Here is an 18,524-nt window from a genome sequence, read left to right on the forward strand (position 1 = left end):
CTCAACGGTATGTGGCGTGGGCCTGGGCATGTTGTTGGCCGGCGTCCAGCAGGCCTGCCAGGGCGAAGCGGTACAACTGGGCAGCAACTGCCTCGACGCGCATTTGCAGGATTTCGTGCAGCGCGCCGGCGCCACCGCGCGGGCCGATCAGCAGCATCGCCCAAGGGGCAGTGACGCAGAGGATGCAGCGGGTCAGGGCTGGTTCGTCGACAGGAATGCCGCTGATCTCGCTGAACAGCCCCTTGAGCAGGGACAGCCGCAAGGGTGCGGCGGCCTGCAGATGTGCCTGGCCATGGGGGCTGGGCGCGAGGATTTCCGCAGCCAGCACCCGCAGGTGCCAGTTGTCCCGGGCCGAAGTGGCCTTGAGCACTACCAGTTCTACGAGCACGCGCAGCTTCTCTGCTGCCGGTTGGCTGCCTTGGGTGATGCGTTGCAGGTCGCTGAGGTCGAGGAAACGCTGGCGTGCTTCGTCGAGTACGGCCAGGTACAGGCCGTTGCGGCTACCGAAGTGGTAATTGATCGAGGCCAGGTCTACCTCAGCCTTGGCGGCGACAGCCTTGTTGCTGGTTTCGGCGTAGCCGAGCGCGGCGAACAGTTCGCCAGCGGCTTCGAGGATGCGCGTACGGGTGACGGCGCCGTCCTTGCGGGGTTCTCGGGGGGCTGCGGACATGGGGGCTGCTCTGCGGGCCAAGGGTATGGGCAGAGCGTGATACAGGCTTAGTTTAAAATCAATTTAAATTTAATTTATGAGGCGGACGGTATATCGCGACCCTTGCAGGAGCAGCACAAGGCTGCCCCCGCAGGTGCCGGTTTACTGCCGGGTGCTGGCTGTTTCCTGTACCCGCTCAGGCTTGTTCTGCGGCAGGTGGTCGAATTCGCGCAAGCCATCCTTGCGGTAGGGGTCGCCGATCCAGCGCTGTGTCGCCACGAACTGCGGGCTTACCAGGCTCTTGGCCGGCTCGAAGCGGTCATAGCTCAGCCCGGCCAGGTCGGACAGGGTATGAATCAGGTGCGAGCTGCTGTAGGGGCGGTTGGCCATTGCCTGCAAGTCACGAGGGTGCTCGGCCTGCCAGCTGGGCGAGGTCCACAGCAGGAACGGAATGGTGTACATCGGCCGGGTCGGCGCGCCCTCGTTGCGCCCGAGGCGGTCGTGGTCGCCGGAGCTGTACACGTCTTCACCGTGGTCGGACAGGTACACCAGGAAGCCATTGGGGTTACCGGCCGAGTAGCGCTTGATCAGGCTCGAGACCACGTAGTCGTTGTAACGCACCGCATTGTCGTAGAAGTTGTAGGTTTTGACCTGGTCCGGCGTCAGTTTGCCCGGTACGCCCTGGTTGTCGGTGAAGTGCGTGTAGTCGTCCGGGTAGCGGTAGCGATAGTCCATGTGCGTGCCCAGCAGGTGCACGATGATGAACTTGTTCGGTGCAGGGTCCTGCAGGGCCTTCTCGAACGGCGCCAGCACCACGTCATCGTACTGGCTGGCATTCTGGTTGCGCTGGTTGTTCAGGTACACCGGCGCGTCCGTCTGCTGCGAGAAGGTGGTGAGCATGGTGTTGCGCTTGGTCATGGTCTGCTGGTTGGTGATCCAGAAGGTCTTGTAGCCTGCCTGTTTCATCAGGTTGATCAGCGACGGGTCGGTGAGGAAGCGGTCCGGGTTCTGCTCATCGCCGAAGGTGAGGATCTGCTGCATCACTTCGATGGTGTACGGGCGTGGCGATACCACATCGCGGAACACCGTCAGGCCTTTGTCGCTGGCGGCCAGCGCGTCGAGGTTGGGCGTGGTGTCGCGGTTATAGCCGTACAGGTGCATGTGTTCGCGGGTGGTGGACTCGCCCAGTACCAGCACCAGGGTGCGGGGCGCTGTTCCGCTGTTGTCACGCAGGTTTTGCAGCGGCGGCAATGCGGCGTTCTGGGCCAGCAGTTCCTGCATGTTGTCCAGTTGCTGGCGGTACTGCCGGTAGCCAACCAGCAACTGCCAGGGCACCGCGGGTTCCATGCGCTGTTGCACTTTCTCGGCGGCATCGGCGAAATTGCGCTCCTGGGTGACCATCTGCTTGTAGAACGGGTACACAAGGTTGGCCACCAGCAACAAGGCGACCACCGGCAGGCGACTGCGCAGCGGCAGGCTGACCGGGCGCACGCGCTTCCACAGCAGCACCGCCACCAGCGTGTACAGCAGCAACGCCAGGCCCAGCCATACACTGAAGTACTGGCTGAAGTATTCACCGGCTTCGGCGGTGTTGGACTCGAACATCACGAAGATGACGCTTTGCGAGAACTCCTGGCGATAGATGCCGAAGTAGCTCAAGCCCACCAGCGATGCTCCCCACAGCACCAGGCCGATGACCGCTGCAGTGGCGCGGGTGAAGCGCGGCACCAGCAGCACCGGGGCCAGCCACAGGCTACTGAGGAAGAACGCATCACGAAAACCGGCAAACCCGGTCGTTCCGCTAAACAGCAACAACGCCTGGGTTACGCCGGAAAAGTACCAGAAGAACAGCAAAAGCCAGCCCAGGCCGGCCCAGTCCACGCGCTTGTGCGCGGCGGGGGATGTAGTGTGTGACACGTATGCCTCGTCGTACCTTGGTAGCCAGCAGGTTTGCTGCGGCCAGAAAGGGTGTGACGCTAATCTGCGGGCTGTGAAAATAACGTCAACGTGGCGAAATGCGCAGGCCGCACGGGTATGATGGCGGCTGATAAAAGGTACTGACAGGCCCTGTGGATTATGAACCGTCGTAAGAAGATCAAGCAGCTATTGCAGGCGCATGCCAAAAAGGCCAGTGCCAAGCTGGCACCGCGCAAGCCCAAATACATTTGCAAGGCTGACCGTTTGAAGATGGAGGCAGAGGCGGTGGGGGATACCCCCACCTGACTCACTGAGCAGGCAGTGCAAGTGCTGCCGCAGTGCCCTCAACGGCGGTAGTAACGGTGGTCGTCATAGTGACGCTGGTGCATCGCCCGCTCATGGCGGCGCTCCCAGTCACGGCGGCGTTCCCAGTCTCGCCGGCGCTCCCAGTCCCGCCGGGCTTGCTCACGCCGCCATTGCTCACGGCGCCAGTCGCTTCTGTGGTCATGCCAGCGGTCGTCATCGTGCGCCAACAGCGTGGCCGGCTGTTCGACGGCCACGGAGGCCACTTTCGACCAGGGGTTGCCGGCAGGCTGCAACGGTGACTGAACGGCGGGGGCCTGGGCCACCGGTGCTTTCATTTGTGTTGCCGATGCCGAACCCATTGCCGCGAACGAGAACAGGCCGAGCAGCATCAACCTTGCGACATGTATTTTCATGAGCGAAGCCAACCTCTGATAACAATTGAGCCATCTGGCCAGCAGGTGGGGGCAAACCTTGTCTCGTGAGCCGCTACCTTTCTGTACCTGCGAAATAGACCCGCCATCGAGAAAAAGTTCGCTACGGCAACACCTTGTAGAACATTTGCTCACGCCTGATGCCGCTTGCGCGGCTTGCCCTCGTCACTTGGCGCGGGCTTTCTGCAGCATTTGCTCAAGCAGCAGGATCAGAGCGTCCGGATCCATCTCGGTAAAGGTGTCATGGGAGGTCTCAATGATCAGGCGTGCAAAGGCGGGGCTGTATTCGGGCACTTCCTGCTGATCGTCATCATCGGCTACGCGCTGTGCTTTGCCTGCCGGCTCCTTGTCGTCCATGTCACGCCCCTAGGTCATATCCGATCATGAAAAGGCCGGCTTCCAGTGCACGCAGAGGGGCGTGGTCACCCGTCTGGCCATTGAAAGGGCTGGCAGCGGCCTTGGGGTGAGCCAGTACTGCGCCAAGTAGCCAGCTGGCCTGGAGGTTCCATATCAGATGGTGGGTGCCCGTGCGCAGGCGCTTGAACGTGAGTGCACCCGTGGCTGGGTTGCGGCGCTTCGGTGCGCTGGCACCTTTGGCTTCCTTTGCTGCTGCCCAAGGGAAGCACAAGGCTTCAGGCACGCTGGCAATAGTGTGGGCCTCGCAATATTTGACCACCAGCCAGCCAAGTGCGGCAGCGACGCGCGAGTCGTAGATCAAAAAGTCATCGCAGAGCAGCGCGTAAACCTTGGTCATGCCCGAGTTGAAGCGAAAGTGCCGAGCGCGAAACACAGGTTGCCCATGATCGCCATTGTCGATCGCCTGCCGCACACGGTTGATCATGCTGCTCAATCCGGCACGATTGGTTTCAAGCCATTTGCCGTTGCCAGCCGTAACGCCACCCCACGCCATCACATCGCGCGTTGCTTGCAGCATCAGAGCATCATTGCGCGTTGCAGCGAGCAGGTCTTTGCGCAGCGCCGCAAGTGCGATGCCATTGCTGATGGGGCAGCCACCCGCTGCGAAGCCCAGGCGCTCATTGCCAGGGTGGTTCCACCGGTAGGCTTCAAAGGCGTTGTACAGCGACTGACACTGCCATTTCTTTCCCGAGCGGCGCTCGACGTATTGGTGGCGGAACAGTGTTTGCGAGTCGAGTTCGGTGGCTAGCCAGTTGATGAAGGAAGCAACGTGGGGAAGGTTAAGGTAGTCTTGGCGCTTCATGTAATGCTCCTGTGGTTCTGGCTTTTTGCAGTTTTACCCTGCCGACCAGGCGATCATTACAGCCGATAGGCCCACTTCCTGTCCTTATCTAAGCCATGACACAACTTTTTCATCGCCGCGACTACCTGCGTCAGATTCTCAGGCAGGCTGATACCAGCCTGTCCACAAAAAAGCTTCACCAGACATTGCTGCAATGGCTTGAAAAGAACAGTGATGATGTCGGGCATGAGCTAAAGGTTACCCGGCGCGATCTGGAGGCGCTGGAGCGTGTGGGATATGTGGTATCCAAGCCCGATCCCGACGACAAACGAGGGTTGGTATGGTGCCCCGTCGGGCGAAGCCATGAGGTGACAATGCCTCCGGCGGATGCAATGACCCTTACCGCGATTTTTCAGCATGCCGAGCGGTTCGGCCTGCATTCGCGTTCTGGCACCCTCGCGAAGCTGCGCGGTTATGCTGAGCAGGTCATGCAGGACCGTGCCAGGCGCCACATCGATTTCTCCAGGCGAATCACTACAGGTACGCGCTTCACCGCGCTACTGCCCGGCAAGGTCGACGAGGAGCATTTGAAGAGGCTCCAGCTTGCAATCCTCGATAACACGCCAATGGAAGTCGGTTACCGCCCGCGTGATGCTGGAGGCGTGGAGTGTACTTACCAGCTCAAACCCATGGCCCTTTCGCATCAGGATTCGAACATCTACCTCTCGGCGTATGTGCTGGAGGAAGCCTGGCCAAAGGGCGCAGAGCCTTTGCCGGGCAGCAAGCGTGGCAAATACAGCAGTAACGGGCCTGGCACGATGTGCGCGTTGATGCTTCATCGCGTCACCCGCGTCGAGCCGGGTAACCGGGTTATCGAGGGGCCGGAGGATTACGATGTTCATTCGTATGCCGCACAGAAGGACCTGATGACCATTCACACAGACCAGCCCGAGGCAATCTGCTTACGACTGAGCGCCAATCTGCACAACAGGCTCAGTGAAAACCCACTCGCGCACGATCAGCAAATAGTCGCCGATGGTGAGAAATGGCTGCTTACCTGCACGCTTCATGACACACAAGGGCTGAGGCTGTTCCTGATGGCCAATGCGGCCGACATCGAAGTGCTCGGGCCGCTGGAGTTAAGGGCGCATATTCGCGAGACGCTGAACGCGGCCATTGGTTTGTACGCTGATTGATGGGGGCAGTCCGCCCCCACAACCTCGCTTGACCAGCCGGATTATGCTGGGCGAGGCAGGGGTGATGGCGGCATTCTTCAAGGTGTACGCCATTTTGCTCAGTTCGCAGTACGTGTTCCGCGGCAAGGTGAAGGACGGCGAGGGGTATCACTGAGCCACAAGCTCATAAACCCGCAAATATCACACGCAAGTGCGCCCGGTAACTGTCGAACGCGGCAATCGCGCCAGCGACCACTGCGGCCTCGTCCTGGTTGTCCAGCACCAGGCCGTCGAGCCGGGCAACGAACTCGCGCCAATGCAGCGCACGGCCATCCGGGTGTGGCGCCAGGTGGCGGGCGCCTTGGTCGCCATCGAGCCCCAGGCGCTGGGTTTGCTTGAACAGAAACGCCGCACCCAGATTCGAACCTTCGCTGCAATAAAGCCAGCCCAGGGCCTCGGCCGGGCCGACGCAGACTTGTTGAGGGCGCGTTGGCAGTGGCAGGCCGAGATCACGCAGGTCGGTTTCGACCGCAGCGAAGCGCGACAGCCCAACCAGCCCCGGCAGGTGCCGGTTGAGCTGTGCATCGTTGTACAGCGTCAACAGGCTGCCGTGAAAGCGGTGTTGTACCTGCAGGAAGCGGCCATAGCGCTCGCGGTTTTCGAAAGGGCGTGCCGCCATCACCAGTTGATCGACGCTGTCATGGTCCCGGCTGCTGGCCGCCTTCAAGCGTTTGCAGCGGCCGGGCTCCACGAGGGGGGAGGGTGCAGCGGTCATAGGCGTATCCGTGGTGTGAGGGGTATACGCCCATCATGCTTGCCATCCTTGGCCAGCATCAAGCACCACGCGGCTGGCCTAGCCGAGGGCGGCGGCCTGTTGCAGGTTCAGTGTGCGGGTTTCCGGGGCCAGGGCCCAGGACAGCAACAGGCCGAAGAAGGTGATGGCCGCTGCCACGTACATGGTCTGCGCGATGCCCAGCACGTCGAGGGACATGGGCACCAGGTAGGTGCCCACCGCCGCGCCGATACGCGAAATGGAGGTGCCCATGCCAACGGCGAAGGCACGGATTTCGGTGGGGAAGATTTCGTTCGGGTACACCAGCGTAAGCACCTGCGCACCGCCAATGAACAAGGCATAGAGTGCGAAAAACACCAGGATCCAGATGCCCGCGCTGCTGTGGAACGTACCCAGGCATAGCAGGGCCAACCCCGACACCAGGAAGCTGTAGAGCAGCAGGTTGCGCCGGCCGACGACGTTGATCAGCCGAGTGGCGGCGATGCAACCGACCACGAAGAACAGCGTGATCAGTACCGAGCCGATCGAGGCGCTGTCGCCCTTTACGTCAAGCGCCGCCAGCACCTTGGGTGCAAACGCATACACCGAGAACAGCGGGATGATGCAGCAGGTCCAGAACACGATGACAAACAGCATGCGCTTGCCGTACCCGGCATACAGCAGGCTCCAGATGTTCACCTTGTAGCTGGCGTTTTCCTCGGGCAGGTTGCGCAGGGAAAAGTCATGGCCGTACACCGTTTTGATCACCTGATCCGCTTCTGCATTACGGCCTTTGCTGAGCAGCCAGCGGGGCGACTCGGGTGTGCCGATACGGACTACGAACAGGGCCAGGCCGATGCTGGCAGAGCTGGTCAGCACCAGCCGCCAGGCGTCCTCGGCCCCGCTGCGCAGCAGCAATTCGCCAACGATGTAGGCCGCTGCGGCACCGGCAAACCACAGAATGGTCAGCATGGCCAGGCGAGGGCCGCGGTACTTCCTGGGCATGAACTCGACCAGCAGCGAAGTCGCGACCGGGTACTCGATGCCCACCGCAATGCCGATGACCAGCCGCAGCAGGAAGATGGCCAACGCCGAATCGGCCCAGAACTGCCCGAGCGACGCGACGATGAACAGCGTGGGGCCAACGAAGAACAGGCGCTTGCGGCCGAGGCGGTCGGTCAGCCAGCCGCCAAGGAACCCACCGAAGAAAATGCCGATCAGGGCCGAGGCGGCGATCAGGCCCTCCCAGAAACTGTTCAATGACAACGCAGTGCTGATGTGCGCCAAGGCGACGCCGATGATGCTCAGCACATAGCCATCGACGAACGAGCCGCCACCGGAGCGCAATGTGAGCAGTTTGTGGAACCTGTTTAGCGGTACATCTTCGACTGAGATAGTAGGGCTTGTCATGCTTGTCTCCCGATATGGGTTTTCGAGTGAAGGGGCAGCGCGGCGACCAAAGCGGCGCCGTGAAGCCATCTCGAAAATTCAGTGATCGATGGCTATGCGATTATTTTTATTGTGTGTGCCGGTGACGGCGTGTTCAGAAACCTTCCGCTTGCGCTCCTTGTCTTTCAGATTTCATGACGCACTTCTTTGGAAGGTGGGTGGCCGAAGAACGCACTGTAGGACCTGCTGAAATGGGTGCATGACACAAAGCCGCAGGCAATGGACACATCGAAGATCGATGCACTGGAGTTCTGGATCAGGCGCCGCGCTTCGGTGATGCGCAGCTGGAAGTAGTATTTTTGCGGGGTGGTATCCAGCTGGTCCTTGAACAGCCGCTGCACCTGGCGTACGGACAAACCGACCGCCTGGCACAGTTGCCCGGGCGACAGCGGCTCTTCCAGGTTTGCCTCCATCAGCTTGATGATTTCGCGCAGGGGCCGGCTGACCTTGGGTTGCAGCGGCCTTTGAACGCTGCGGAACCTGCTTTGGTCATGGTCCAGCGTGTCGAGTACCGCATCGGCCAGCGATTGACCGCAGCCGATGTTCAGCCACTGCAGCATCATGTCGAAGGCGCCCGCTGGTGAGGCGGCAGTCAGCCGGTCCCGATCGAGCACCAGGGCATCGTGGGTGACCACGGCGTGCGGCACGCGTTCGGCCAGGGCAATGCGCTGCTCGGGGTGGATGGCACAGCGGTAGCCATCCAGCAGGCCGGCACTGCCCAGGTACCAGGCGCCGTTCCACAGGCCGCCGAGCACCACGGGGAACCTGGCAAGCCGTTTCAGCAGCGCGGTCAGCCAGCCGGGGACCGTGCGTGCGGCACGCAGCCCTCCGCAGACCACCATGATGTCGAGGTCGCACAGGCGTACATCGGTCAGCGGCGTGTCCGGCCGGATAGGGATGGCCAGGTCGCTCATCACTTCGTTGTGGTTGTGGCTGAAGGTGTGCACGCGTATCGAGCCGGGTGCGATCAGGTTGGCGGTAACCAGTACATCCAGGGCCTGGGTGAAACTGGGCAGGGAGAAGTTCTCCAGCAGCAGAAACCCGACCCGCGAGGGTGCCGACCGTGCAACCGCTTGTGCCATGAAGCCCAGGTTGCGCTCTTTGAATGTGTGGCTGAATGCTCTTGTCGTTATTGTCATGGGTCACCCAGGCGCTGGCAGACAGATCGGTAACGAATGTAAGTGTGTGGGCGTTATTGCGTCCAACGCTATTTATACGGTCTTTCCGATAACGTCGCGTTATTGGCGAAGGCGTGCGAAGTTACGCATAACTCAAAGTTATACGTAAAGTAATTTAAGTGCGGATGTGTTTTTTCGGCGCCTGTGTACGATTCAATTGTCTTGTACACGGAACGAGGAGAACACACCAGGATGTCGCAGCGGCACGTTGACCCCGATACCTTGTTACTTCGCATGCCCTCGTTGCGTGCCGTCAAAGCATTTGTTGCCGCTGCCAAGTACCAGAGTTTTACCCGCGCCGCAGAAGCCTTGTGCGTGTCGCAGGCAGCGATCAGCCGGCAGGTTCGCGAGCTGGAAACCTACCTGAGTGCGCGGTTGTTCGAGCGTGTGGGCCGCACGGTTGAGCTGACGCCCGCCGGTTCGGTGTTTTTCGAGGCGTCGCAGTTGTCGTTCGTGAACATTGCCCAGGCGGCGGAGCGCATTCGCCGTACCCCGCAGGAAAAACACGTACTGACCATTTGTTGCTCCCCGGCGTTTTCCGCATTCTGGTTGTCGCAGCACATCAATGCGTTTCGTGCCAACAACCCGGACATCGAACTCAACCTGATCACCACGCAGAATTTCCTGACGCGTGAGCCGGGTGTGGAGCCGGATGTGATCATCTCCAAGCTTGCCAACCCGGGGGAGGCCTACACGCTCTACCCACTGTGCCACGACGTGATTTACCCGGTGTGCTCCCCCGAATACCTGCGGCGGCACCCCGATATCGGCACGCTGGAGGGCCTGCGCGACAGCGCGCTGCTGGACTTGAGCCCCTACGGCCGGGCGGGTGTGGCCGAGCATGTGGACTGGAGTGTGTGGCTGGCGTACCACAACGTGGATATCGACGCGCGCGGCATCGATAGCCCGCCGCTGTTCCACGCCAATGACTACAACCTGATCATCAACATGGTGCTGGCCAACCAGGGTGTCGCACTGGGCTGGAACCAGCTGGTAGCCGGGCTGGTCGAGCAGGGCCGGCTGGCCAGGCCGGTGCGGGAACACGTGACGTTGCGTAACAGCCAGCACTACCTGGCGTGCCGGGAAAAAGCCGATGACGATGCCTGCGCGCGGGTACGGGACTGGATACTTTCAAAGTTTGCCCGGTGGGAAGTTTGAAGTTGCATCTTTAATGCATGACTTTACCGGGTGGGTTAAGGGTTGTAACGGTTGCTTGAAATAAGCGGAAGTGCGGGTTTGCTCTCCGGGAAGTTGCAGGGTGTTTATTAAAAACTACAAGGTTCGGTCATTGCCGGTCGTTGTCGTGCGCAGCGGTTGGCTGGAGGATAATAATGAATAGCAATGAAACCGTCATGGGTCTGATCAAACAGCGTAAGCCGCGACATGTGTTGCCTCGTGAGTTGTATCTGGACCCTGAAGTCTATCGTCAGGACCTGGAGCAGATCTGGCACAAGGACTGGGTGTTCGCCGGTCATACGTTCGAGATCCCCAAGACCGGCCAGTATTTCACCCTGCAGATTGGCGACTACCCGGTAGCGGTCGTACGCGGCAAGGACGGCGAGGTGCGCGCGTTCCACAATGCCTGCCGCCACCGGGGTGCCAAAGTGTGCGAGCACGCCAGCGGTAAAGTGGCCAAGCTGGTGTGCCCGTACCACAAGTGGACATTCGAGCTGGACGGCAACCTGATCTACGCCGGCAACATGGGCGCGGACTTCGACAAGACGCACTACAACCTCAAGCCCGTGCATGTCGAAGTCGTTCACACCTACATCTACGTGTGTGTGGCGCAACAGGCCCCGGACTTTGGCAGCTTCCGCGCGGCGGTCAGCCCGTTCATCGCCCCGCACGGCCTGGAAAACTGCAAGGTTGCCTTCGAGTCCAACCTGATCGAGAAGGGCAACTGGAAGCTGGTATTCGAAAACAACCGTGAGTGCTACCACTGCGACGGCACCCACCCGGAGCTGCTCAACTCGTTCGTCGAGAACCTGTCGGTGGCCGGTGTGGGCGGTGATGATGACCCTGAGCTGGTGGCCCACTGGACCCGCTGCGAGGCAGCCGGAATGCCTAGCCGTCTGGTCATGGACCCGCTGGGGCGCTTCCGCATGACCCGCATTCCGCTTTCGGCTGGCGCCGTCAGCTATACCATGGACGGCAAGCCTGCCGTGAACGGGCGCCTGGACACCAGTGGTGAGGCGGATATCGGTGCGCTGCTGTATTTCAACTACCCGTCTACCTGGAACCACTTCTTGGGCGACCATGCGTTGAGCTTCCGCGTGCTGCCGATTGGCCCCGGGGAGACGCTGGTAACCACCAAGTGGCTGGTGCCGGAGTCGGCAGTGGAAGGGGTGGACTACGACCTTGAGCGCTTGACCAAGGTGTGGCTGGCAACCAACGACCAGGACCGCCGTCTGGTGGAAGGCACGCATGCGGGGGTGTCGTCGCCGGCCTATGAGCCAGGGCCGTTCTCGGAGAATGCCGAGAACGGGGTGTGCCAGTTCGATGACTGGTACTGCGCGACCATGCTGGAGCGGATGAGTGGGCGTGTGCCGTTGAAATCGGTGGTTTGATCGCCAAACCGATGGGGCCGTAAAGCGGCCCCGTCAACCCATTCTGCCCCCCGGCCCGATATCGCCAGAACACACGCTTGATTTACCATGGCAGACGCTTTCACGTTTCCAAGGAATCAGCCATGAGTACTCCCCAGTTCCGCACCCCCACCGCCGCAGACGCCGAGCGCTGCTACGCCATTGAAATCGGCGCCTATGAAGGGGATGAGGCGGCCACCCTGGAGAAGATCCGCACGCGCATCGCACAGTATCCACAAGGTTTTCTCATTCTGGAAAACGCGGGTGAGATCGTCGGTTTCATCAACAGCGGCTGCGCCCACGAAGTTGTCATGTCTGATGAAGACTTCAAGGAACTGGTCGGCCACGACCCGGCAGCACCGAACGTGGTGATCATGTCGGTGGTGGTGGACCCGGCACACCAGGGCAAAGGCTACGCCAAACGGCTGATGGAAGAGTTCATCGCCCGCATGAAAGCGTCGGGCAAGCAGACCATTCACCTGATGTGCAAAGAGCAGCATGTGGCCCTGTACCAGAAGCTGGGTTATCAGTATGTACAGCCGTCACCGTCGGACCATGGCGGCATGGCCTGGCACGAGATGATCATGGGCCTCTGAGTGTGCGTTCTGCATGAGCCCCATCAACCCGTGAGAAGGACCTGAAACCTTGGCCAGTCCGGCACCTCCCTATACCTCCCGCCAAGCCACCTGCATCGCCTTGCTGGTCGCCATCACCTTCTTCATGGAAAACCTCGACGCCACCGTCATTGCCACGGCGCTGCCGCAGATGGCCAGTGATTTCGGCGAAAATGCTGTCAGCCTGAACATCGGCATCAGTGCCTACCTGCTGGCGGTGGCGGTGTTCATTCCGCTGAGTGGCTGGGTGGCCGACCGCTTTGGCCCGCGACAGGTGTTCGCCGGGGCCATCGGCCTGTTTACGGTGGCGTCGTTGCTGTGTGGCATGGCCCCCAACCTGGAAACCTTCATCGCCGCGCGGGTATTACAGGGTATTGGCGGTGCCTTGATGGTGCCGGTAGGGCGGTTGGTGGTGCTGCGTACCACCGAAAAGAAAGACCTGGTGAAAATGCTTGCGGTGATCACCTGGCCCGGGTTGGTGGCGCCAGTACTGGGGCCACCGCTCGGTGGCCTGATCGTCACCCATTGGTCGTGGCCCTGGATCTTCTACCTGAACATCCCCCTCGGGTTGCTGGCGATCGCGGCGGCGTGGTTAGTGGTTCCGAATGCCCGTTCAGATGAAACGCGCCGTTTCGACATGCTGGGCTTCGTGTTTCTGGCGTCGGCTTGTGCGGCGTGGCTGGTCGGCCTGGAAATGCTTGGTTCACTGGCTGGGGGCAGCCTGGGGGCCGGGCTGGCGCTGGTGTTGCTGGGTGGGGGGCTGACCGGGTTGGCGATCCGTCACTGCAAGCGCCATCCTGCACCGCTGTTGCCACTGGAAACCCTGGCTATCCCCACGTTCAGGGTCAGCATCGTGGGCGGTACCTTGTTCCGCCTGTCGATCAGCGCCTTGCCGTTTTTGATCCCTCTACTGTTGCAGATCGGTTTTGGCCTGTCGCCAGTGGATGCCGGGCTGCTGGTGCTGGCGATCTTCGCGGGCAACCTGGCGATGAAGCCGTTCACCACCCGCTTGCTGCGCCGTTATGGCTTTCGCCGGGTGTTGCTGGTCAATGGCGTGATTGGCGTTGGATGCATTCTGGCGTGCCTGGGCTTGCAGCCAGGCATGCCGTGGTACTGGATGGCGGTGGTGCTGTTCGTGGGCGGGCTTTCGCGGTCGATGCAATTCACCACCTACAACGCTGTCGGCTTTGCCGAAGTGCCCAAGCAGCAGATGGGCGAGGCTTCGACGTTGTTCAGCATGTGCTTCCAGCTGGCGATGGCCTTGGGTGTGGCGGTGGTGGCGCTGCTGCTACGCGTAGCGATGATGGTGCGAGGCGGCGAGAGCGAGATGTCAGTCAGTGACTTTCACTGGGCGTTGATCGGCGTTGCACTGATCGCCTGCGTCGCGTTGGTGGATGCCATCCGCTTGCCGAGCAACGCCGGGGAGCACGTGCTGCGCACCTGATCGTTGAAGGGTACGGCTACAAGGCATCACGCAGCTGGATGACACCCTCGAGCGCCAGCGCCTGGGCCGAGTAGCACAGGCCGATGCGTCGGCGCAGGTCCAGTTGTGGCATAGGCTCGCTGTGTACGCCACGGTGCTCGGCCGCCAGCGACTCCGGCACGATCGCGGTGCCCAGGCCTGCGGCGACCAGTTCCAGGGCCAGGGCAAAGCTATCGGCTTCTGCCACAGGCGTGCCGCTGTAAAACGGTTGCAGGCGCTGATGGCTGGGCTGTGCAGGGCAGGTGATCCACTGGGCCTTGGTGGGTGCCTGCGGTGCAGTCGCCAGGACGAACCGGTCGCTGTGCAGCGGCAGAAACAGTTCATCCTCACAACGCAGTTCTTCGCTGGCGAGCCGTACTGCGCCCATGCAGCCGGTCACCAGTTGCAGACGCACCGGAGGCTGGAGGGCTGCCGCTGCCAGCACCACCTTGCTCAGCACCGCCGCGCTCACATCCTGCTCGACACCAATCTGCAACGGCGCGCGTTCACGATCCCCTTTGAAGCGTCCAAGCAGGCGGTTGGCATCGGCGACCATGCGCTGCGCCTCGGGGTACAGCGCCCGGGCATCCTCGGTTACCTCAACGCCACGGGCCTGGCGAACGAACAGCGTGGTGCCCAGCGCTTCTTCCAGTGCCTTGATGCTGCCGGAAAGCGCCGGTTGGCTAAGGTGAATCGAGCGCGCGGCGGCGGTGATGTTGCGCTCTTCGAACACGGCGATGAAGGCACGAAGCTGGCGATAATCCATGGGGTACCCATAAGTGATGCCGATGGCTGCGAAAGGAATTTCCCATTTTTCGCAAGAAAAACTGGCTTCTATACTCGCTCTACTTCTTACCCATAGGCAAATCGGATAACAGGATGGTGACCATGACCAACACCCATAAACCCTTGGTAGTCATTACCGGCGCCAGCTCCGGCATCGGCCTGGCCACCGCCAAGCTACTGTCCAGCCGTGGCCACGCCTTGTTGCTGCTTTCGCGTCGTCTGGCGCCGATGCAGCAACTGCAGCTGCCAAACACGCTGGCACTGTCGGTTGATATCACCGACCGCACTGCGGTGCAGGCCGCCGTCGCCGAAGCCGAAACGCGCTTTGGGCCGGTTGACGCGATCATCAACAATGCGGGGGTGATGCTGTTGGGCAACATCACCACCCAGGACCCGGAGCAGTGGGACCGCATGCTCGACGTCAACGTGCGTGGGCTGCTCAACGGCATCCATGCCGTGGCCAGCGGTATGGTCGAGCGCAAGCACGGCACCATCATCAACGTCAGCTCCGTGGCCGGGCGCAAGGCATTCCCCAACCATGTCGCCTACGTCGGTACCAAGTTCGCCGTCACTGGCCTTTCGGAAAACCTGCGTGAAGAACTGGCGCCGAGCAACGTGCGGGTGATCACCATCGAGCCAGGCGCGGTCGATACCGAGCTGCTCAGCCACACGACCGATGACGCCATCAAGGCCGGCTACAACGACTGGAAGCAGGAAATGGGCGGGGTACTCACGGCCGAGACCATTGCCGAGACCATCGGCTTTGCCTACGGCCAGCCGCAATCGGTGTGCATTCGGGAAATCGTGGTGTGCGCTACCCGCCAGCAGGCGTGACGGGTAACGCGGGGTGCATCACGCACCGCTGACCAGTTGGTGCGCCAGCTGGTTGTGGCGCTCCAGCACGCGGGGCAGGTCGACGGTGGCCAACTGACCGTCCTTGACCACCACACGGCCATTGATCACGCTGGTGTGCACCTGGGTCGGGGTGCAGAACACCAGTGCCGCCAGCGGGTCGTGATGGCCGCCGGCATAGGCCACGTGGCCCAGGTCGAAGGCGACGAAGTCGGCGACCATGCCGGGCGCCAGGGCGCCGATGTCATTGCGGTTGAGCACCTTGGCACCGCCCAGGGTGGCGATCTCCAGGGCTTCGCGTGCGGTCATGGCGTCGGGGCCGAAGCCTACCCGTTGCAGCAACAAGGCCTGGCGCACTTCACCGATCATGCTGGCGCCATCGTTGGACGCCGAACCATCGACCCCCAGGCCCACCGGCACGCCGTGGTCGCGCATCTTGCGCACCGGGGCGATGCCCGAGGCCAGGCGCATGTTCGAGCAAGGGCAGTGGGCGACCCCGGTGCCGGTGCGGGCGAACAGCTCGATGCCGTGCTGGTCGAGCTGCACGCAGTGTGCGTGCCAGACATCGTGACCGACCCAGCCGAGGTCTTCGGCGTATTCGGCGGGGGTCATGCCGAATTTCTCGCGGCTGTAGGCGATATCGTTGACGTTTTCGGCCAGGTGGGTGTGTAGCGACACCCCGTATTGGCGCGCCAGCACGGCGGCTTCGCGCATCAGGTCGCGGCTGACCGAGAAGGGCGAGCAGGGCGCCACCACGATACGGCGCATCGCGCCATGGCTGGCATCGTGGTAGTCCTCGATCAGGCGCTGGGACTCCTTGAGGATGTCGGCCTCCTTTTCCACCACCGCGTCAGGCGGCAGGCCGCCCTGGCTCTGGCCCACGCTCATGCTGCCGCGCGCGGCGTGGAAGCGCATGCCGATCTCGGCGGCGGCATGGATGCTGTCGTCGAGCTTGCAGCCGTTGGGGTAGATGTACAGGTGGTCGCTGGAGGTGGTGCAGCCGGACAGGATCAGTTCGGCCATCGCGGTCTGGGTCGACACCGCGATCATTTCGGGGGTCAGGCGTGCCCAGATGGGGTACAGGTTGGTCAGCCAGTTGAACAGCTCACCGTCCTGGGCAGCAGGCACCACGCGGGTGAGGCTCTGGTACATGTGGTGGTGGGTGTTGACCAGGCCCGGGATCACCACTTTGCCGGCCATGTCCAGGATGACATCGGCCTGTTGTGGCAGGGTATCGCTGGGGCCGACCTGCTTGATCAGGTTGTCTTCGATGAACAGGCCGCCGTGTTTGATTTCGCGGCGTTCGCTGTCCATGGTGACCAGGAGTGCAGCGTTTTTGACGAGTAGCGTTTTTGCAGCATTGGTAGATGACATGGCTAAAGCCTGTCGCAATACGCATCGGCGATTGCCGATGTCATAGGCGCAGGGCATTGTAAGCAAGGTTTTTGTGGATTGTATACAGGGCTGGTAGTCCTGCACCGGCCTCTTCGCGGGCGAGCCCGCGAATAGGCCGGTGCAGGTTACCTCAACAGCAGATCACGCCGCGCCACGGCTGGCGACCCCATCCACCAACCGCGCAATCCCCAGCGGGTTGGCGCTTTTCAGCGCATCCGGCAGCAGTGCCTCCGGGTAGTTCTGGAAGCACACCGGGCGCAGGAAGCGGTCGATGGCCAGGGTGCCGACCGAGGTGCCACGGGCATCGGACGTGGCCGGGTAAGGCCCGCCATGCACCATCGCATCGCTCACTTCAACGCCAGTCGGGTAGCCGTTCAACAGCAGGCGCCCGGCCTTGCGTTCCAGCAGTGGTACCAGCCCGGCAAAGGCGTGCAGGTCGTCAGGCTCGGCGATCAGGGTGGCAGTCAGCTGGCCTTGCAGGTGGCGCAACGCCTCGGCCAGTTGCTGGGCATCGGCCACTTCCACTACGACGGTGGTCGGGCCGAATACTTCTTCCTGTAGCAGTGGGTCGCCGTTCAGCAGCAGGCTTACGTCGGCCTTGAACAGCTGTGGCCGGGCCTGGTTACCGGTTTGCGGCTGCCCGGCCAGATGCTGGATGCCTGGGTGTGCCAGCAGGTGCTGCACACCGTTCTGGTAGCTGCGCAGGGTTCCGGCATTGAGCATGGTCTGTGGACCCTGGTCGGCCATGCGCGCCACCAGCGTGTGCACGAAGTGCTCGAACTGCGGCGACCGAATACCGATGACCAGGCCCGGGTTGGTGCAGAACTGCCCGCAACCCAGCACCACCGAGGCGGCCAGCTCTGCAGCCACTTGCTCGCCACGGGCCAGCAGCGCCTGGGGCAGCACGATGACCGGGTTGATGCTGCTCATTTCGGCGAACACCGGGATTGGCTGCGGGCGCGCGGCAGCCATGTCGCACAGGGCGCGGCCACCCCGCAGCGAGCCGGTGAAACCCACTGCCTGAATGGCCGGGTGCTTGACCAGCGCTTCGCCCACGCCGGCACCGTAGATCATGTTGAACACCCCTGCCGGCATGCCGCTGCTGGCCACGGCGCGGTCGATGGCTGCGGCTACATGAGCGGCCGTGAGCATGTGCCCGCTGTGCGCCTTGAACACGACGGGGCAGCCCGCTGCCAGCGCCGAGGCGGTGTCACCACCTGCCGTGGAGAAGGCCAGTGGGAAGTTGCTGGCGCCGAACACGGCCACCGGGCCCACGCCGATGCGGTACTGGCGCAGGTCCGGGCGCGGCAGCGGGGTACGCTGGGGCAGGGCGCGGTCGATGCGGGCGGCGTAGAAGTCGCCACGGCGTACCACCTCGGCAAACAGGCGCAACTGGTTGCTGGTGCGGCTGCGTTCGCCACGGATGCGGGCTTCGGGCAGTGCGGTTTCGCGGGTGACATGCTGGATGAAGTCATCGCCCAGGGCGTCCAGTTCGTTGGCGATGGCGTCGAGGAAGGCGGCGCGCTGTGCCGGGCGGGTACTGCGGTAGGCCGGGTAGGCGACCTCGGCAGCCTGCACGGCAGCCTCGACTTCGTCGCCGGTCGCCTGGTGGAAGGCGTACGGCAGCGGCTCGCCGCTGTGGGCGTCGACGCTGTTCAGCAGCACGTCCCCGTTGCCGCTGAGTTGGCCGGCGATGTGGTTCAGGCGATGTTCGATGGACATTTCGGTTCCCGTTGGCAATGACAGTCGTTGCGC

The 18,524-nt window shown here is 62.2% G+C and carries 19 protein-coding genes; 8 read left to right on the forward strand and 11 right to left on the reverse strand.

The window, feature by feature from the left end; translation table 11 throughout:
* Position 1 precedes the first annotated feature (1 nt).
* Together QQ992_RS10325 and QQ992_RS10330 are read right to left on the reverse strand one after the other, a co-directional pair.
* Positions 2-670, reverse strand: a complete 669-nt coding sequence (locus QQ992_RS10325; RefSeq protein WP_286113278.1) for a TetR/AcrR family transcriptional regulator — start codon at positions 668-670, stop codon at positions 2-4.
* Between the two features lie 141 nt (positions 671-811).
* Positions 812-2,566, reverse strand: a complete 1,755-nt coding sequence (locus QQ992_RS10330) for a phosphoethanolamine transferase CptA (RefSeq protein WP_286113279.1) — start codon at positions 2,564-2,566, stop codon at positions 812-814.
* 159 nt (positions 2,567-2,725) lie between these two features.
* Between QQ992_RS10330 and QQ992_RS10335 the strand changes: the two genes are divergently transcribed.
* The gene (locus QQ992_RS10335) at positions 2,726-2,872 is read left to right on the forward strand and encodes a DUF2986 domain-containing protein (RefSeq protein WP_016714615.1); all 147 of its coding nucleotides are present in this window, start codon (positions 2,726-2,728) and stop codon (positions 2,870-2,872) included.
* Between the two features lie 38 nt (positions 2,873-2,910).
* Here QQ992_RS10335 and QQ992_RS10340 read toward each other — a convergent pair whose 3' ends face one another.
* The 3 genes from QQ992_RS10340 to QQ992_RS10350 all read right to left on the reverse strand — a co-directional run bounded on the left by QQ992_RS10340 (position 2,911) and on the right by QQ992_RS10350 (position 4,522).
* Entirely contained in the window at positions 2,911-3,261 is a 351-nt protein-coding gene (locus QQ992_RS10340) for a hypothetical protein (protein ID WP_119369556.1), read from the reverse strand.
* 207 nt (positions 3,262-3,468) lie between these two features.
* The gene (locus QQ992_RS10345) at positions 3,469-3,660 is read right to left on the reverse strand and encodes a hypothetical protein (RefSeq protein WP_286113280.1); all 192 of its coding nucleotides are present in this window, start codon (positions 3,658-3,660) and stop codon (positions 3,469-3,471) included.
* A gap of 1 nt (position 3,661) precedes the next feature.
* Positions 3,662-4,522 (reverse strand): hypothetical protein, encoded by an 861-nt coding sequence (locus QQ992_RS10350; RefSeq protein ID WP_286113281.1) that lies wholly within the window; start codon positions 4,520-4,522, stop codon positions 3,662-3,664.
* Positions 4,523-4,617: 95 nt separating this feature from the next.
* Between QQ992_RS10350 and QQ992_RS10355 the strand changes: the two genes are divergently transcribed.
* Complete coding sequence (locus tag QQ992_RS10355; RefSeq protein WP_286113282.1) at positions 4,618-5,697, forward strand: helix-turn-helix transcriptional regulator; 1,080 nt, start codon at positions 4,618-4,620, stop codon at positions 5,695-5,697.
* Positions 5,698-5,725: 28 nt separating this feature from the next.
* Positions 5,726-5,851, forward strand: coding sequence for a hypothetical protein (locus tag QQ992_RS10360; protein ID WP_286113283.1), 126 nt, complete (start codon positions 5,726-5,728; stop codon positions 5,849-5,851).
* A 9-nt stretch (positions 5,852-5,860) separates the two neighbouring features.
* On the opposite strand, the gene QQ992_RS10365 is transcribed toward QQ992_RS10360, so the two are convergent.
* The 3 genes from QQ992_RS10365 to QQ992_RS10375 all read right to left on the reverse strand — a co-directional run bounded on the left by QQ992_RS10365 (position 5,861) and on the right by QQ992_RS10375 (position 9,036).
* On the reverse strand, positions 5,861-6,451 hold the full coding sequence (locus tag QQ992_RS10365) for a biliverdin-producing heme oxygenase (RefSeq protein ID WP_286113284.1): 591 nt from the start codon (positions 6,449-6,451) through the stop codon (positions 5,861-5,863).
* A 78-nt stretch (positions 6,452-6,529) separates the two neighbouring features.
* Entirely contained in the window at positions 6,530-7,858 is a 1,329-nt protein-coding gene (locus QQ992_RS10370; RefSeq protein ID WP_286113285.1) for an MFS transporter, read from the reverse strand.
* 164 nt (positions 7,859-8,022) lie between these two features.
* The gene (locus QQ992_RS10375; RefSeq protein WP_433963108.1) at positions 8,023-9,036 is read right to left on the reverse strand and encodes a GlxA family transcriptional regulator; all 1,014 of its coding nucleotides are present in this window, start codon (positions 9,034-9,036) and stop codon (positions 8,023-8,025) included.
* A gap of 231 nt (positions 9,037-9,267) precedes the next feature.
* Between QQ992_RS10375 and QQ992_RS10380 the strand changes: the two genes are divergently transcribed.
* The 4 genes from QQ992_RS10380 (at position 9,268) to QQ992_RS10395 (ending at position 13,718) form a co-directional block, all read left to right on the forward strand.
* Positions 9,268-10,233 carry a LysR substrate-binding domain-containing protein gene (locus tag QQ992_RS10380; protein ID WP_286113287.1) on the forward strand — a complete coding sequence of 322 codons (966 nt, stop codon included), beginning with the start codon at positions 9,268-9,270 and terminating at the stop codon, positions 10,231-10,233.
* A 173-nt stretch (positions 10,234-10,406) separates the two neighbouring features.
* Positions 10,407-11,642 (forward strand): aromatic ring-hydroxylating oxygenase subunit alpha, encoded by a 1,236-nt coding sequence (locus tag QQ992_RS10385; protein WP_286113288.1) that lies wholly within the window; start codon positions 10,407-10,409, stop codon positions 11,640-11,642.
* A 122-nt stretch (positions 11,643-11,764) separates the two neighbouring features.
* A complete protein-coding gene (locus QQ992_RS10390; RefSeq protein WP_286113289.1) occupies positions 11,765-12,256 on the forward strand; it encodes a GNAT family N-acetyltransferase in 492 nt (163 codons plus the stop codon).
* A 49-nt stretch (positions 12,257-12,305) separates the two neighbouring features.
* On the forward strand, positions 12,306-13,718 hold the full coding sequence (locus tag QQ992_RS10395; protein ID WP_286113290.1) for a DHA2 family efflux MFS transporter permease subunit: 1,413 nt from the start codon (positions 12,306-12,308) through the stop codon (positions 13,716-13,718).
* Between the two features lie 16 nt (positions 13,719-13,734).
* Here the strand turns inward: QQ992_RS10395 and QQ992_RS10400 are convergent, their stop codons facing one another.
* Entirely contained in the window at positions 13,735-14,502 is a 768-nt protein-coding gene (locus QQ992_RS10400; RefSeq protein WP_286113291.1) for a LysR family transcriptional regulator, read from the reverse strand.
* A gap of 122 nt (positions 14,503-14,624) precedes the next feature.
* On the opposite strand from QQ992_RS10400, the gene QQ992_RS10405 reads away from it, so the two are divergent.
* Positions 14,625-15,356: an SDR family oxidoreductase gene (locus QQ992_RS10405; protein ID WP_286113292.1), complete on the forward strand. Its 732-nt coding sequence runs from the start codon at positions 14,625-14,627 to the stop codon at positions 15,354-15,356.
* A gap of 18 nt (positions 15,357-15,374) precedes the next feature.
* On the opposite strand, the gene QQ992_RS10410 is transcribed toward QQ992_RS10405, so the two are convergent.
* Both QQ992_RS10410 and QQ992_RS10415 read right to left on the reverse strand, forming a co-directional pair.
* Complete coding sequence (locus QQ992_RS10410; protein WP_286113293.1) at positions 15,375-16,748, reverse strand: 8-oxoguanine deaminase; 1,374 nt, start codon at positions 16,746-16,748, stop codon at positions 15,375-15,377.
* A 162-nt stretch (positions 16,749-16,910) separates the two neighbouring features.
* Entirely contained in the window at positions 16,911-18,491 is a 1,581-nt protein-coding gene (locus tag QQ992_RS10415; RefSeq protein ID WP_286113294.1) for an aldehyde dehydrogenase (NADP(+)), read from the reverse strand.
* Between the last annotated feature and the right edge of the window lie 33 nt (positions 18,492-18,524).

The sequence above is a fragment of the Pseudomonas kurunegalensis genome, assembly GCF_030291635.1.
GTDB classification, from domain to species: domain Bacteria; phylum Pseudomonadota; class Gammaproteobacteria; order Pseudomonadales; family Pseudomonadaceae; genus Aquipseudomonas; species Aquipseudomonas monteilii.

Coding starts and splice junctions, on each gene's coding strand:
- QQ992_RS10325 (WP_286113278.1), bottom strand. CDS start 670: ATGTCCGCAGCCCCCCGAGAACCCCGCAAGGACGGCGCCGTCACCCGT.
- QQ992_RS10335 (WP_016714615.1), top strand. CDS start 2,726: ATGAACCGTCGTAAGAAGATCAAGCAGCTATTGCAGGCGCATGCCAAA.
- QQ992_RS10340 (WP_119369556.1), bottom strand. CDS start 3,261: ATGCTGCTCGGCCTGTTCTCGTTCGCGGCAATGGGTTCGGCATCGGCA.
- QQ992_RS10345 (WP_286113280.1), bottom strand. CDS start 3,660: ATGGACGACAAGGAGCCGGCAGGCAAAGCACAGCGCGTAGCCGATGAT.
- QQ992_RS10350 (WP_286113281.1), bottom strand. CDS start 4,522: ATGAAGCGCCAAGACTACCTTAACCTTCCCCACGTTGCTTCCTTCATC.
- QQ992_RS10355 (WP_286113282.1), top strand. CDS start 4,618: ATGACACAACTTTTTCATCGCCGCGACTACCTGCGTCAGATTCTCAGG.
- QQ992_RS10365 (WP_286113284.1), bottom strand. CDS start 6,451: ATGACCGCTGCACCCTCCCCCCTCGTGGAGCCCGGCCGCTGCAAACGC.
- QQ992_RS10370 (WP_286113285.1), bottom strand. CDS start 7,858: ATGACAAGCCCTACTATCTCAGTCGAAGATGTACCGCTAAACAGGTTC.
- QQ992_RS10375 (WP_433963108.1), bottom strand. CDS start 9,036: ATGACAATAACGACAAGAGCATTCAGCCACACATTCAAAGAGCGCAAC.
- QQ992_RS10380 (WP_286113287.1), top strand. CDS start 9,268: ATGTCGCAGCGGCACGTTGACCCCGATACCTTGTTACTTCGCATGCCC.
- QQ992_RS10385 (WP_286113288.1), top strand. CDS start 10,407: ATGAATAGCAATGAAACCGTCATGGGTCTGATCAAACAGCGTAAGCCG.
- QQ992_RS10390 (WP_286113289.1), top strand. CDS start 11,765: ATGAGTACTCCCCAGTTCCGCACCCCCACCGCCGCAGACGCCGAGCGC.
- QQ992_RS10400 (WP_286113291.1), bottom strand. CDS start 14,502: ATGGATTATCGCCAGCTTCGTGCCTTCATCGCCGTGTTCGAAGAGCGC.
- QQ992_RS10405 (WP_286113292.1), top strand. CDS start 14,625: ATGACCAACACCCATAAACCCTTGGTAGTCATTACCGGCGCCAGCTCC.
- QQ992_RS10410 (WP_286113293.1), bottom strand. CDS start 16,748: ATGTCATCTACCAATGCTGCAAAAACGCTACTCGTCAAAAACGCTGCA.
- QQ992_RS10415 (WP_286113294.1), bottom strand. CDS start 18,491: ATGTCCATCGAACATCGCCTGAACCACATCGCCGGCCAACTCAGCGGC.